The organism is Streptococcus sp. 3167 (assembly GCF_013277175.1).
Classification (GTDB): Bacteria; Bacillota; Bacilli; order Lactobacillales; family Streptococcaceae; genus Streptococcus; species Streptococcus pseudopneumoniae.
In genome coordinates this window covers 1-14,331 of record NZ_VMML01000076.1, presented here as the reverse complement: position 1 = coordinate 14,331, position 14,331 = coordinate 1, and the positions used below count along the sequence as shown (strand labels likewise).

Genomic DNA, 14,331 nt, shown 5'->3' with positions numbered 1-14,331 from the left:
CAATCATTACCGTGTCCTCAGAACTGAGAGGAGTTCTTGAAATCGTAAAACCACTTTGAACAAGAGTTACTTCAACCCATTGACTCCGACGGATTAAGTTGCTTTCGTGGATACCAAAATCAGCCGCAATTTGTTCATAAGTGCGGTATTCTCGCACATATTGAAGAGTGGCCATCAGAAGGTCTTCTAGGCTTAATTTAGGTTTTTATCCATCTTTTGCGTGTTTAATTTTTAATACGGCTAACATCTCTTCAAAAGTCGTGCGCTGAACAGCAACAAGGAGCTTAAATCGTGTATCAGTTAGTTGTTTACTTGCTTCATAATTTTATTGTATCATATTTTTGTTTCACAGGAAGTCTAATCTAATGGAATAGGAGGCAGTAAGATGGAAACTATCATAGCTTGTACTCATAAACTACTCAAAACGATATATGAAGTCTTATATCTCCATAAAAATACATAATTTCACAGTGTTTTTTTTAATGCTGACGATATTACAGGAATAAATGAAATTGCAAAATAAATGATAACTGAAATAAAGTATACTGGCAAAATTCCAATTAAGTCTGCTAGATAACTAAATGAAACTAGCGCTACAGCATACATTAGTTGCATTAAAACACTTCTGGCAGCAAAAGCTCTTGCCAATATACTAGGATCAACTTTTTCTTGAATAATTGATTCTTGAATTATATTTCTAATTTGTGCAGGGGGGCCGACTAGAAAAGAAATAATAATTGTTATGATAGGGCTTCTATTAACAGTGTAAAATAGTGTGAGTAGTGTAACAAGAAGTGATGATATAAACAAAAATTTTCCTGGAAAATGTTGAAGTTTATGAGAGTATTTTGTTATTACCCCTCCTCCAACTATAATCCCTAAGAAGTATGCTGAACCCTGGTATCCCCACCAAGTTTCACTTGTTAAAAGGATAGTGGTTGTAAATGCTAGGAGGTATGAAGATGTCCAAATCACATTTGCAAAATTTTCAATAATATCCATAATAGTTATATCCCTGATGACAGGATTATCCCTTATAGGTATGAGACCTTCAAAAATTTGATATACATATGAACTTTTGGAAGAGTTTGGTTTATGTTGATTCTTTTCAACGTGAATATAAAAACTTAGAACTGAGGAGAGCAAGAAACACAAAGATATACAATATAATGAATATTGCAAACCTAGTAACGTAGACAATGGAATTGCAAGTGCCCAGCCTGCTGTTTGAACGGATTGACGAATGCTTAGGGTGAGACCGTTTGCTTTTACTATCGCATCATTATCAACTATACTAGGAACAATAGCTAGACGTGCAGGAGTATAAAAACTATTGGTGATGCTTATTAAAAAGACTGTGGAATAGGTTATTATAATACTATCATTAAATGAACTGATAATGGTATAAGACAGAGTAACTAGCCCACCAATCAGATTAGTAAACGACAATACATTTTTATGTGAAATTTTGTCTAAAAAAATAGGTCCAATCAAACCTCCTATAACTGCTGAAATAGTTCCTATTATCAAAACAAATGTTGATTCACTGATAGAATTACTTTGTGAATAAACCTTTGAGATGATTGTTACACTGAAAAAAATATTTGCAATCAAGTTAAAAATTTGATTGCAAAGTAAGTATTTAAAATTATTATTGCTTATCTTAACTCATTCCTTTTGCAAATAAATATTGATTAGTATAGCAAAAAAATATATTTTACGCAATTACTATGCTCTCGTGTTGATATACCATACATATGAAAGCTTCTACCTTTCCTTTTGTATATCTATCTAATTTTAGCCATATTGCTTGAGAATTCCATAACCTTTCTTGCAAAATCATAGTTTTAGGTGGTGACTAAAATAGATAGAAATATAATATTGCTTACGGTAGGAATTATGGTATCTCTTGGGAACAGTGATCTCTCTAAACATGTAAAGTCTGATTTTATTAATTAAGGAGGTACATTTATCGTATGGTTTTATAATCACTCTATGAGGGACAGGGGAATCACTTGCTGATTCCTCCTAATTTCTAGCTGGACGGTATTGATCGGACTCTTTATAAGCTCTAAGGTTGCATGGGAAGAGCTCCTCCAACTTAAATCAGCGTAATGGGATAATACAGAATGGTCCATTTTTCTAATAAGTATAGTTGAGTCGGATGAAGATATGCTATATTGACTTTCATTTCTTTCTCCTCAAGGGAATTCGATACTCACTTCTGTTTGCCTTTAAATCGCCATTGGAAGCGGAGCTTGTCATAAAAGGGAAACTCGATAAACAAGACTCCCAAACCCAGACAGAGACTGGCAAGAACGTCTGATGGGTAATGAACTCCCACCCAAAAAGAGACAGTAGTTCATACTACTATTACTCTATTTTCATTGCTTTCACAATTGCTAAGGCAGTCAATACAAAAATAAAAAGTGGAAGCACTGTGATTTTTAGGTTTGTAGCACTCGCTAAGGCAACGATGAGCATGCTAAGAATTCCTGGTACAACAGCATTGAATACTCCAAGCACTGACTGGATGGTTCCCATGACTTCTTCTGGAACCATCGAGAATACAAGGTTGAAAATCCGAGGCCCCATCATTCCTACTGCAACTGCGCATAAGAAGACAACTACCAATAAAAGGAGGAAATGATTGATCAACCAAGAAAAGAGAATACAGAGATGCATAATTTCTTCAAAGTAGACAATCATTTTTATGGGAATATTTTTTAGGATACCTCCACTCAAAAAACTTCCCACAATCGTTCCTGAAAAAATAACCACTGACAATGCTGCAATGGATTTCCCAGTGTCAAAGAAGATAAATGGATGATGAATCAACATCAAAGTCGTTAAAGGGGTAATAATGCTTAAAATCACTTGGTTCATAGCTGCAATGAATATTAATTTGATGATGGTTGGAAAACTTGACAATATCTTCATAGAATAGAGGAAATGCTCTCCAAAAGATTTTGCGGTTAATCTTTTACTAACCTCCATCTGTCCCTCAATATCTCTCAAAGAAGTACGAATAAACACCACACCCAACAGTGCAAAAAGAAAGGTCAAAGCATTCAAACCCACAAACATCTGAAGACTGATGACCCCAATCAAAACTCCACCTGTAAGGTTGCTAAGAATATTAACTACACCAGCAGTTGCCTGTCTAAACCCCATAGCATCTGTCATATCATCTCCTATAATCCTCACATACAAAGGAGAAATCATAGCACCTGCAAAATAACTCATGGTATCTGATAAAAGATTGATGCCACAAATAAGAAAAACCATCCCCATAGAAAAGTTCTTATCCGTTACAAACAGTGTCAATAGAGTATAAAGCAGAAACTTACTTGCCAATATAGCAATATATTTTGCAACACGATTTTTTTGAAAATCGGCAATAACGCCTGTGAACAACTGAGAAATCTGCGGCAAAGTCTCCGAAACTGTTATACAAAGAACAGCTAATGAAGCAAATTTATATCCCGATACATAAGAAATAAATGAAATATAAAACAGCGTATCACCAAATGACGAAACCCATTGATTAATTAGCAACATCCGGTAATTTTTATTGGTCAGAAAAGTATTCATTGGATTGCCTCCTTCTTCAGCTCAAAAGGAAATTGAAATCCTAACAACGCCCAATATATCCCCAAAGCTCCAATACCAAAATCAAAAACTATTGATGATATTCTAATACATCAATTTTGGTTTGTCAATAATTTTTATGGTGTTTTTTTATTTTTTTTGAAATATGAATTTAAGTTATCTAAAAATACAAATCTTTTTCTTAATCTTCACTTTCCAATAATTTCATTTCCTTCTCAATTTCTAGCATCATTCTCTGGTTCTCTTCGTGCTTGTAAAGCTGATAAGATACTTGATAAAAACCTAGTATCCTATCCCTTTCAGCAAAGCTCTCGCTTATATTTCCCAATAAACAATACAAATCTGCTAATCGATAACTACTATTATATCTTTTACAAATAGCTATCGTTTCTGTAATTTCTGCTATAGCTTCAGATGTTCGTTCATTCAACCACAAATATCTACAATAGTTATATCGGAATTTAATCATCAATTCTAACTGTTCCAAATGATGAACAGATAGTGACTGGAGGTTCTCTTTTAAAAGTTGATAGAGTTCCTGATATGTGTCTTCCTGCCCCATATCAAAATAAAAATTAGCCAAGGTATTTCCCAGTTGTAGATAGTAAAAATCAGATTTTTTCAGAGATAACAGTATTTTTTCCAGTTTCGCAACTGCCCCTGTTTGATGATTTAAATAACAGAATTGAACTAATGTATCAATCCAGTCCAAATAAATCTGGTCTTTAGCAGATAGACGAGTACGTTTAGATTTTTCCAGTTCATAGATGTAATGGAGAGATTCATATTCCCTCTCATCCAAAAATTTCTTAGATAATTCTTTAAACTTATCAATATTTTCTAAACTAGAAACCTCAGTATCTTCAAAGAAATAATCCATGCTCACCTTCAATCGCTTAGATAGTTGAAAGAGTAATTCTGACCCAGGTGAATATTTACCTTGCTCCATACGGCTAATCTGCCCTTGCTCACAAATCCCCTCAGCTAATTCTTTTTGAGATAATTTTAATTCCTTTCTTTTATTTTTTAATCGTGTCGCTAATAGCATACCCACACTTTCTTCCTCCTTGCTTTATTTATTAAAATATATCAAACACCAAAACATGTTTCAAGTATATATTTCATATGGTTCTATTTGTATTTGTACAATTTTTTATCTTTTCCATCACTTCTGCTTGCCTTTAAATCGCCATTGGAAGCGGATCTTGTCATAGAAGGGAAATTCGATAAACAGGACTCCCAAACCCAGACAGAGACTGGCAAGAACGTCTGATGGATAATGAACTCCCAGATATACCCTTGATACCAGCACACTAACTAGGTAGAGGCCAAGGACGATTTGTACAATTTTTCTCCAGACTGGATTTTTAATTCGTTGACTGAGAATGACAATCAGAGTACCTACCATCAAAGTTACAGCCAGAGAATGCCCACTTGGGAAGGAAAATCCCTTCTCCTCCACAAGATGTAAGATAGCTGGTCGTGGGCGCTGGTAGATATTTTTAAAGGTCACGATTAAAAGACCCGCTAAAGCCAAATTCCCCAGCATGAAGAAACTTTCTATCTTCCATCGCTTACGATAAAAGACAAAAGCTGTAATAACAACCCAAGTGATAATCACTGGGATATCAATCAAGCGTGTGATGGCTTTGAAAAGAATAGTCAAGTAATCTGGCAAATCTCCTCGAACTGCCGTTTGAATCAATTGGTCAAAACCGACCAGCGTTTCAGGGTAAAATTTGACCATGTAGCCAAGAATAACGAAAAGTAAAAGGGCAAAACTGCCCTTCATTAAAAATGTTTGTTTATCTTTCATAGTGTTTTAAGGTTGGTTTCAAAAGGACGTACAACAACCAGAATGAAACGGAAAAGATTACACCCTCAATCAAGTTAAAAGGTAATACCATGGTCATTAGGTAGTTGGAAAGTCCCAAAATTTTTCCAATATCAAAGTTAGCAAACTTAGCGTACAAAGGAACAGCATAAACATAGTTGAGAACCAACATGGCAAAGGTTAAACCAATAGTTCCAGCTAGAGAGCCTAGTAGGAAACGAAGGGTTGTCCGTTCCTTTTTCCAAATCAAAGCAAATACGATGACAAAAACTCCCAAAGCTACGATATTCATCGGCAAACCAATGTAAGTATTCACTCCTTGGCTGTTAAGAAGCAATTTCAAGAGTGAGCGAAGCAAGAGCACTCCTAGAGCAGCAGGCAAATCCATGACCACCAGACCCACAAGGACTGGCAAGATACTAAATTCGATCTTGAGGAAGGATGCCGCTGGCAAGAGCGGAAAGTCAAAGTACATCAGCACAAATGAGATGGCTGATAAGATCGCAATGGTCGAAAGTCGACGTGTGTTTGTCATAACAGGTTCCTCCAATTTTCTATAAAATCAGAAGAAGTTAGAAAGGATTCCTCTATCTATTCTCACTTTTTATATCCCAAAAGTTCCCTCTCACTCTATTAAGGAAATTCAAGCAAGCGGTTACAGTTTAGCTATAAATCTATCAGAACAGACAAAGCTATTCTTTCGTCTTCTCCCATCCAGACTATACTGTCGGTTGTGGAATCTCACCACATCAGCTTGCGCTCGCGGACTTATTTGGCTAAGATATTTTAGATTTATCTAGGCGTCGCAGTCGAAGATAATACTTAAAGTATATCGAGACAAGACAACGACGAGAAAGCTAAAATAGCTAGTCAAATTTACCGCCGGTCGGGAATCACACCCTGCCCTGAAGACTCTTTTATCATAACAAAAAACGCTTGCAAGCGCAAGCATTTTGTTCATTTTCATTTTTTATTTCAATTTATCTGCTTCATAGGTATGAACGAGCTCAAGACCTGCAAAGTGCTGCTGGCGGAGGGCTTCGTAGACAATCATGCAGACGGTATTAGACACATTGAGACTGCGGACATGTTCATCATTCATGGGAATACGGAGAGCCTTCTCAGGATGTTCTCGCATAAAGTCCTCAGGCAAGCCCTTGTCTTCACGTCCAAAGAGAAAATAATGGTCCTCGTCAGTCGATAAATCCACATCAGAATACACTTTCTCAGCAAATTTTGAGATCAGATAGAGTTTGCCCTTCATATGAGACATGAAATCCTCCAAACTCTCGTAAAAATAAATCTCTAGTTTATCCCAATAATCCAATCCAGCTCGCTTCATCTTGCGGTCGTCAATAGGAAAGCCCATTGGCTTGATGATGTGGAGGGGAGAATTGGTCGCAGCACAAGTACGCGCGATATTGCCTGTATTTTGTGGAATTTGTGGTTCAAATAATACAATGTGATTTGTCATGACTTGCTTCCTTTCACCATTGCAAAAAAATAGCCACACTGCCCGGAGTCAAGCTCAGCAAACAGCGTGGTTAAGGCATCGTTAACTTACCTCACAACAGGTTTGAAGTAAATCAGCGAAACTACTTTCTTAGTATAACACTTTCAGAATCATTGTCAATAGAAACGACTTGATTTTTTCAATTTTTTCAAGCTATTTCCAAGGATTGTAAAATCGTCCTTGATTCTGCAAGATAAGTAGTAAACTAGCTACTAAAAACAAGGCTGCCAAGAACAAGGTAAGATAGTCTCCTTTTTTCAAGGCCTGATAACTATACCAAGTGCGTTTTTTCTCTTTCCCAAAGCGCCGAAGCTCCATGGCAGTCGCGATGGTATCAATGCGTTCTAGCGAGCTAAAAATCAAGGGAGTAATAATGCGCAAATTGCCTTTGATTCGTTGCATAAGAGAAGCTTTCTTGGATAATTCCATCCCACGCGCCTCCTGAGACATTTTGATAGTAAAGAATTCTTCCTGCAAATCTGGAATATAGCGCAAGGTCAGACTGACTGAATAGGCAATCTTGTAAGGCACACCAATTTGATTTAAACTAGAAGCAAACTGACTAGGATGGGTTGTCATCAAAAAGATAATAGCCAGAGGAATGGTACAAAGGTACTTAATGGCCAGATTTAGCAGATAAAAGAGCTCCTGGCTGGTCAGAGTGTAGGCACCGATTCCCTGCCAAATCACACTTCTCTCTCCGTAAAGTCCAACCCCATACTCAGGAGAAAAGAGATAGACCATCAAAACGTTTAAAACGGCAAATACCGTCGCAAAAACGGCCACAAAGGAAACATCTTTAAAACGGATTTCTGACAAATAGAGGAGAAAGACCGAAAAGATGGCAATCAGAACAAGCAGTCTGGTATCATAGCTAATCATGGCCGCCAATGACACGAGGATGAAAAAGAGAAGTTTACCAGCTCCTGACAAGCGATGAATCACAGTATCTCTATGCTGGTAACCAATTAATTTAGCTTGCATCCTTCTCTCCTTTCTTTGTAAAATGCCGTTAAAGCAAGTGGATCCACGTCTAGTTTTTTAGCCAAGTTGAAGATTGAAGTTTCTTTTAGATTGGCTTTTACTAACAGCTCAGGATTGCTCAACAGACTAGCTGGATCAGTATCAGCAATCAGTTCTCCATCAACCATGACAAGGGCCCTGTCTGAATAATCCAGCATCAATTGCATATCATGCGTAATCATGACGATGGTATGACCTTTTTGATGCAACTCTTCGAGAAATTCCATAATCTCAGTATAGTTCTTCTGGTCTTGACCTGCTGTCGGTTCATCTAAGAGGATAATTTCAGCTCCTAAAACCAAAATCGAGGCAATAGTGACACGTTTTTTCTGACCAAATGACAGGGCAGAAATAGGCCAATTACGGAATTCATAGAGACCACAGATTTTCAAAGTTTCATAGACTCTCGTTTCAATTTCCTTCTCATCCACACCTCGCAAACGAAGTCCCAGAGCCACCTCATCAAAAATCATGTTAGTTGAAATCATTTGATTAGGATTTTGCAGCACATAGCCTACTCGTTCCGCCCGCTCTGCAACAGAATCTCCTTTTATATCCTGCCCTTCCCAAAGATAGCGACCTTCCGTCTGAATAAAGCTACTTAAGGCCTTGGCTAGAGTTGACTTCCCTGCTCCATTTTTCCCGACAATGGCAATCTTTTCACCCTTTTTAATATCCAAATGTAGGGATTTTAAAATCGGTCTATCATCATAAGAAAAAGAAACCTCCTCTAGTCTAAAAAGTGACTGCAAATCTGGCATCTCTTTTGCCAGTTCATTCTGCAACTGAACCTGACCTTTTGAGATAGACAAGTTATCCAGATCTGCTAACTGTTCTTCCTTGGCTAAATCCACACCCAATTGACGGAGAGTGGTGAGATAAAGGGGTTCGCGAATTCCATTTTGGGTCAACAAATCAGTCGCCAATAACTGATCAGGACTTCCATTAAAGAGGATACGGCCATCGTTTATCAAGACAATCCGATCCACAGGTCGATGCAGAACATCTTCCAAACGGTGCTCGATAATAAGGGTCGTCGTCCCCTCCTCCTTATGAATCTGATCAATCAATTCAATAATATCCTGACCTGACTTGGGATCCAGATTGGCGAGTGGCTCATCAAACAAGAGAATCGGACTTTCATCAATCAAGACACCGGCTAGACTAACTCGCTGCTTTTGTCCACCAGACAAGTCTTGAGGACGCTGAGCTAGTAAAGGGAGAAGGTCCAGCTTTTCAGCCCATTTATGAACACGACTTTTCATCTCTTCTAGACTTGTTACATCATTTTCTAGAGCAAAAGCCAAGTCCTCTGCCACAGATAAGCCGATAAACTGCCCATCTGTATCCTGCAAAACTGTGCTAACCAGATGAGACTTATCATAGATGCTCATATCAAAGGCTGTTTGACCCTTTATCAAAAATTCTCCATATGTCTGACCCTTGTAAATATTGGGAATAATCCCATTCAAACACTGACCCAAGGTAGATTTACCTGATCCAGATGGTCCAACAATTAAGACTTTCTCTCCCTTGTAAATGGTCAAGTCTATCCCTTGCAAGGTCGGTTCTTGTTGTGTTTCATACTGGAAAGAGAAATCCTTCCACTCAATTATAGCTTCTTTCATCTTACTCTCTTCATTCGCTTCTTCTACTCAATGAAAATCAAAGAGCAAACCAGGAAGCTAGCCGTAGGTTGCTCAAAACACTGTTTTGAGGTTGCAGATAGAGCTGACGCGGTTTGAATTTAATTTTCGCAGAGTATTAGACTTCTATTTTATCATAAATCTACCCCTTCTTGCAGACTCTTCTATTAAAAACTTAGCGCCAAAAAGATTCCTATCCTAGCTTACTTGCCTAACTAATCTATAAACATCGAAAAAGACTGGTTGCCCAGCCTTCTCCATCATTTTAGTCCTTTTTCAAACTTCCTGCACGAGTTTGAGTTCCTGCATAGGCAAGCAAGAGAAGAGTTCCTGCAATAGCTACAGATACACCATTAGCAATTCCCGCAACAATTCCTTGGGCAAATACTTTTTCTGCAGCTTCTTGATAAATCACAACATCTCCAAGTGGTGCCAAGACACCCCAAACAAGGGCATTTGCAAGTAGTTGAATGAGGTTAAAAATAAGAATATCTTTCCAGTCAAAGACACCATTGATCACGCGAACGTACTTTCTAAATAGCCCCACAGCTAGACCAAAGAGCCCACTAGCGATAATCCAAGTCCACCACAGACCGTAACCAGCAAGAGAGTCCTTGATTGCATGACCAATCAACCCGACAAGCAAACCGATAATCGGTCCAAAAATAATAGAAAGTAGCGCTTGTACCGCATACTGAAGCTGGATGCTTGTATTTGGAACAGGGGTCGGAATGTTGATCATCCCGATGACGACAAAGAGGGCAGCGCCAATTCCTACAGCAACAACTTGTTTAATTGATTGATTTTTCATCTATATTCTCCTATTTTATGATTCTATTTTCTTTATTTCAATGGTCCAAGATGAACCGACACCTACATTATAGGCCTTGGCAAAGGAACCTTGGTTGATAGCCAGACCTAAACGATAGAGAGAGTTGATGTAAAGGATGGGTTGCCCAATTCTCACATCTGCAAATGATTTGCCATAAACAACCTGATTTTGATAGACCAGCATATCAGCGTGATAGATGGTCACTTCAAAACGGTCACCAAATTCTGGTTCCAGTTTGTAAAATTCTTCTCGCGTAATAGAGGTCCAAAGCGAACCAAAACGCACATCCAGAATATCAATGGCTCCCTTCACCAGATGATCTTCACTAATGGTCTCTACGACTGGAAGTTCCACAATCTGATCCACACTGAGCTCTGGCCCCACTTCCTCAAAAGAAATGTGACCACTGGCCAGTTTAGCACCAGTATAGGCATAGACATCACGACCGTGGAAAGTATAAGAATGCTCTGTGTTTTGACGCCTATTAGCTACCTCAGAAATTTCACGAACGGCTACAATACCAACGTGTTTCTTGATAAAAGAAAGAGTCCCATTATCTGGCGTGACAATGTATTGATTGTTTGCAGTCTTGGCAACCACACTCTTACGTTTCGAGCCGACACCTGGATCGACAACCGATACAAAAGTCGTTCCCTCAGGCCAGTAATCCACCGTCTGAAAGAGACGGTAACTACCCTCAAAAATATTATAAGGTGTGATATCGTGCGTCAAGTGATGAATTTTTAAGGTTGGAGACTCTTCTAAAGCCACTCCAATCATAGCCGATACCGCACCATCAACCAGACCAAAGTCTGATTGTAATACCAGTAAATTATTATTCATTTTATCTCCTTGTATATCCTTTATCATACCATATTTCAGAGAAAGTCGCTAATAGCTATTTCAATTGCTTAGGGTATAGTTTTACCTTATAGCAGATTTCCGCTAAAAGTTCTCCCTTATTGGCTAGTAGGTGCATTTTTTTTGAAAAAGGATATGATAGTTACATCATGAAAAAGTAGGTTTTATTATGAAAATTATCCTTGTCGGAGGGGGAAAAGTTAGTTTTGCCCTCTGTCGCTCCTTGGTTGCAGAAAAGCATGATGTTTTGCTGATTGAGCAAGACGAAGCTGTTCTCAATCATATTGTCAGTCGCTTTGATATCATGGGTATCCTTGGTAACGGGGTCGATTTTGCCATTCTTGAGCAAGCCAGCGTCCAAGATTGTGATATCTTTATCACCCTGACTGAGTACGATGAAGTCAACATGATTGCAGCTGTTCTAGCCAAAAAAATGGGAGCTAAAGAGACCATCGTTCGGGTGCGGAACCCTGAATATTCTAACTCCTATTTCAAAGAAAAGAATATTCTCGGTTTTTCTCTTATCGTTAACCCTGAGCTCTTGGCTGCCCGCGCTATCGCCAACATCATTGACTTCCCCAACGCTCTATCTGTCGAACGTTTCTTTGGTGGACGGGTCAGCTTGATGGAATTCACTGTTAAATCCTCCAGTAGTCTTTGCCAAATGCCCATTTCTGATTTTCGGAAAAAAATTTGGCAATGTCATTGTCGTGCGATAGAAAGAGATCATCAAATTATCATTCCAAGCGGTAACATGACTGTACAGGATAAAGATAGAATCTTTGTCACTGGTAACCGTGTTGATATGATGCTCTTCCATAATTATTTCAAGTCTCGTGCCGTGAAGGGTCTTCTTATTGTTGGAGCTGGTAGAATTGCCTATTATCTACTAGGTATCCTCAAAGATAGTCGTATTGATACTAAGATTATTGAAATCAATCCTGAAATCGCTAGCTTCTTTAGCGAGAAATTCCCAAACCTCTACATCGTTCAAGGAGATGGTACCGCACAAGATATCCTGCTGGAAGAAAGTGCTCAAAACTATGATGCCGTTGCGACTCTAACAGGGGTCGATGAGGAAAATCTGATTACCTCTATGTTCCTGGACAGGGTAGGTGTACAGAAAAATATTACCAAGGTCAATCGTACCAGTCTCCTCGAAATTATCAATGCGCCTGATTTTTCAAGTATCATCACACCTAAAAGTATTGCCGTAGACACGATTATGCACTTTATTCGTGGTCGGGTTAATGCCCAGTATTCAGACCTTCAAGCCATGCACCATCTAGCCAATGGCCAAATCGAAACCCTGCAATTCCATATCAAGGAAGCCAATAAAATGACTGCCAAACCTCTTTCTCAACTGAAATTGAAAAAAGGGGTTCTTATTGCAGCTATCATTCGAAAGGGCAAAACGATTTTCCCAACTGGGGAGGATATGTTGGAAGTTGGAGACAAGCTCCTAGTAACAACCTTGTTGCCGAATATCACTAAGATTTATGACTTGATCGCGAGGTAAGAAATGAATAAAAGTATGATTCGCTACCTCCTTTCAAAGTTACTTTTGATTGAAGCGGTTCTCCTTTTGGTTCCTGTAGCTGTCGCTCTCTATTACCGTGAATCGAGCCAAGTCTTTACAGCCCTCTTTACAACGATTGGAATTCTGGTATTACTAGGTGGCTCAGGAATTTTACAAAAGCCAAAAAATCAACGGATTTATGCCAAGGAGGGAATCTTGATTGTGGCCCTCTGTTGAATCCTTTGGTCCTTCTTTGGTGGTCTCCCCTTTGTCTTTTCTGGGCAAATCCCTAGCGTTATTGATGCCTTTTTTGAAATTAGTTCTGGCTTTACAACTACTGGAGCAAGTATTTTGAACGACGTTTCGGTTCTCAGCCGTTCCCTCCTCTTCTGGCGAAGTTTTACCCACTTGATTGGAGGGATGGGAGTGCTTGTTTTTGCACTTGCTATTATGGACAATGCCAAAAATAGCCACCTAGAGGTGATGAAGGCTGAGGTTCCAGGTCCTGTTTTTGGCAAGGTTGTATCCAAACTAAAAAACACTGCCCAGATTCTCTATCTCCTTTATCTAGCTCTCTTCTCCCTCTTTGTCATCATCTATTATCTAGCTGGCATGCCTCTCTACGATAGTTTTGTCATTGCTACGGGGACAGCGGGAACTGGAGGCTTTACCGTCTATAACGACGGAATTGCCCACTATGGCAGCTCACTGATTACCTATCTGGTCAGTATCGGAGTTCTGGTTTTTGGGGTAAATTTCAACCTCTACTACTACCTCATGCTCCGTCGCATCAAGGCCTTCTTTGGTGACGAAGAACTTCGGGCTTACTTGGTCATTGTACTGGTTTCTACAGGCTTGATTAGCCTCAACACCCTCTACCTCTACCCAGGGTTTTCAAAGAGCTTTGAAATGGCCTTCTTCCAGGTTTCCAACATCATTACAACAACTGGTTTTGGATATGGAGATATTACCAACTGGCCCCTCTTCTCCCAGTTTATCCTCCTTTTCCTCATGGCAATCGGTGGCTCTGCTGGATCAACTGCAGGTGGACTCAAGATTATTCGAGGCCTCATCCTTTCAAAAATTGCCAAAAATCAAATTTTGTCCATTCTATCTCCCCACCGTGTTTTGACTCTCCATGTGAATCAAACGGTGATTGATAAGGATACCCAGCATAAAATTCTCAAGTATGGTAGATTGAAACTAGAATAGTACATCTGGACTTCTAAAACATTGTTAGAAATCGATTTGACTGTCCCGATTGATTTGTCCTATTCTTATTTCATTTTATTATATCTTTAAATCCCGATCAGACATTTCAGTACCTGACTTATCCTCAATGAAAATCTCTTCAAACTGCGTCAGATCTATCTGCCCGACTTTATCACTTAATTCTCCGCCGACCTTACTTAATCCCTTGGTACATCTGGATTTTCCGACTATTTTTCAACTTTTTTGTTTGTTGTATATAATTATGTATGCTATAATAGA

At 38.8% G+C, this 14,331-nt stretch carries 12 protein-coding genes, 3 pseudogenes and 1 riboswitch; of the genes and pseudogenes, 3 read left to right on the top strand and 12 right to left on the bottom strand.

Going from position 1 to position 14,331, the window contains the following annotated elements; all coding sequences use genetic code 11:
- The 12 genes and pseudogenes from HT678_RS10010 to HT678_RS09955 all read right to left on the bottom strand — a co-directional run.
- A pseudogene (locus tag HT678_RS10010) lies at nt 1-325 on the bottom strand (transposase family protein); the annotation flags it as partial.
- Nucleotides 326-465: 140 nt separating this feature from the next.
- A complete protein-coding gene (locus HT678_RS10005) occupies nt 466-1,623 on the bottom strand; it encodes an MFS transporter (protein ID WP_078374383.1) in 1,158 nt (385 codons plus the stop codon).
- A gap of 595 nt (nt 1,624-2,218) precedes the next feature.
- Nucleotides 2,219-2,347: pseudogene (locus HT678_RS10000) on the bottom strand (phosphatase PAP2 family protein); the annotation flags it as partial.
- A 26-nt stretch (nt 2,348-2,373) separates the two neighbouring features.
- A complete protein-coding gene (locus HT678_RS09995; protein ID WP_172924944.1) occupies nt 2,374-3,594 on the bottom strand; it encodes an MFS transporter in 1,221 nt (406 codons plus the stop codon).
- Nucleotides 3,595-3,793: 199 nt separating this feature from the next.
- On the bottom strand, nt 3,794-4,666 hold the full coding sequence (locus tag HT678_RS09990; protein ID WP_000525619.1) for a helix-turn-helix transcriptional regulator: 873 nt from the start codon (nt 4,664-4,666) through the stop codon (nt 3,794-3,796).
- Nucleotides 4,667-4,777: 111 nt separating this feature from the next.
- On the bottom strand, nt 4,778-5,428 hold the full coding sequence (locus HT678_RS09985) for a phosphatase PAP2 family protein (protein ID WP_345890416.1): 651 nt from the start codon (nt 5,426-5,428) through the stop codon (nt 4,778-4,780).
- Complete coding sequence (locus HT678_RS09980; RefSeq protein ID WP_000185825.1) at nt 5,418-5,981, bottom strand: ECF transporter S component; 564 nt, start codon at nt 5,979-5,981, stop codon at nt 5,418-5,420. The genes HT678_RS09985 and HT678_RS09980 overlap by 11 nt, the downstream gene beginning before the upstream one ends.
- Before the next feature lie 163 nt (nt 5,982-6,144).
- Nucleotides 6,145-6,363: riboswitch (FMN riboswitch) on the bottom strand.
- 53 nt (nt 6,364-6,416) lie between these two features.
- Nucleotides 6,417-6,920 (bottom strand): tRNA (cytidine(34)-2'-O)-methyltransferase, encoded by a 504-nt coding sequence (locus HT678_RS09975; RefSeq protein ID WP_000181376.1) that lies wholly within the window; start codon nt 6,918-6,920, stop codon nt 6,417-6,419.
- Between the two features lie 192 nt (nt 6,921-7,112).
- Nucleotides 7,113-7,943 (bottom strand): energy-coupling factor transporter transmembrane component T, encoded by an 831-nt coding sequence (locus HT678_RS09970; protein ID WP_001148088.1) that lies wholly within the window; start codon nt 7,941-7,943, stop codon nt 7,113-7,115.
- Complete coding sequence (locus HT678_RS09965; RefSeq protein ID WP_000656513.1) at nt 7,928-9,610, bottom strand: ABC transporter ATP-binding protein; 1,683 nt, start codon at nt 9,608-9,610, stop codon at nt 7,928-7,930. The genes HT678_RS09970 and HT678_RS09965 overlap by 16 nt, the downstream gene beginning before the upstream one ends.
- A 283-nt stretch (nt 9,611-9,893) precedes the next feature.
- The gene (locus HT678_RS09960) at nt 9,894-10,439 is read right to left on the bottom strand and encodes an ECF-type riboflavin transporter substrate-binding protein (protein ID WP_000795930.1); all 546 of its coding nucleotides are present in this window, start codon (nt 10,437-10,439) and stop codon (nt 9,894-9,896) included.
- Between the two features lie 15 nt (nt 10,440-10,454).
- Nucleotides 10,455-11,303: an S-adenosyl-l-methionine hydroxide adenosyltransferase family protein gene (locus HT678_RS09955; RefSeq protein WP_001063603.1), complete on the bottom strand. Its 849-nt coding sequence runs from the start codon at nt 11,301-11,303 to the stop codon at nt 10,455-10,457.
- Between the two features lie 187 nt (nt 11,304-11,490).
- Here HT678_RS09955 and trkA point away from each other — a divergent pair, with 187 nt between their 5' ends.
- The 3 genes and pseudogenes from trkA to HT678_RS09945 all read left to right on the top strand — a co-directional run.
- Nucleotides 11,491-12,840 (top strand): Trk system potassium transporter TrkA, encoded by a 1,350-nt coding sequence (gene trkA / locus HT678_RS09950; RefSeq protein ID WP_000691705.1) that lies wholly within the window; start codon nt 11,491-11,493, stop codon nt 12,838-12,840.
- 3 nt (nt 12,841-12,843) lie between these two features.
- Nucleotides 12,844-13,077: a hypothetical protein gene (locus HT678_RS12000; protein ID WP_007285018.1), complete on the top strand. Its 234-nt coding sequence runs from the start codon at nt 12,844-12,846 to the stop codon at nt 13,075-13,077.
- Nucleotides 13,078-14,031: pseudogene (locus tag HT678_RS09945) on the top strand (potassium transporter TrkG); the annotation flags it as partial.
- Nucleotides 14,032-14,331: the final 300 nt, after the last annotated feature.

Coding starts and splice junctions, on each gene's coding strand:
- HT678_RS09960 (WP_000795930.1), bottom strand. CDS start 10,439: ATGAAAAATCAATCAATTAAACAAGTTGTTGCTGTAGGAATTGGCGCT.
- HT678_RS12000 (WP_007285018.1), top strand. CDS start 12,844: ATGAATAAAAGTATGATTCGCTACCTCCTTTCAAAGTTACTTTTGATT.
- HT678_RS09995 (WP_172924944.1), bottom strand. CDS start 3,594: ATGAATACTTTTCTGACCAATAAAAATTACCGGATGTTGCTAATTAAT.
- HT678_RS09985 (WP_345890416.1), bottom strand. CDS start 5,428: ATGAAAGATAAACAAACATTTTTAATGAAGGGCAGTTTTGCCCTTTTA.
- HT678_RS09980 (WP_000185825.1), bottom strand. CDS start 5,981: ATGACAAACACACGTCGACTTTCGACCATTGCGATCTTATCAGCCATC.
- HT678_RS09970 (WP_001148088.1), bottom strand. CDS start 7,943: ATGCAAGCTAAATTAATTGGTTACCAGCATAGAGATACTGTGATTCAT.
- HT678_RS09975 (WP_000181376.1), bottom strand. CDS start 6,920: ATGACAAATCACATTGTATTATTTGAACCACAAATTCCACAAAATACA.
- HT678_RS09965 (WP_000656513.1), bottom strand. CDS start 9,610: ATGAAAGAAGCTATAATTGAGTGGAAGGATTTCTCTTTCCAGTATGAA.
- HT678_RS09955 (WP_001063603.1), bottom strand. CDS start 11,303: ATGAATAATAATTTACTGGTATTACAATCAGACTTTGGTCTGGTTGAT.
- trkA (WP_000691705.1), top strand. CDS start 11,491: ATGAAAATTATCCTTGTCGGAGGGGGAAAAGTTAGTTTTGCCCTCTGT.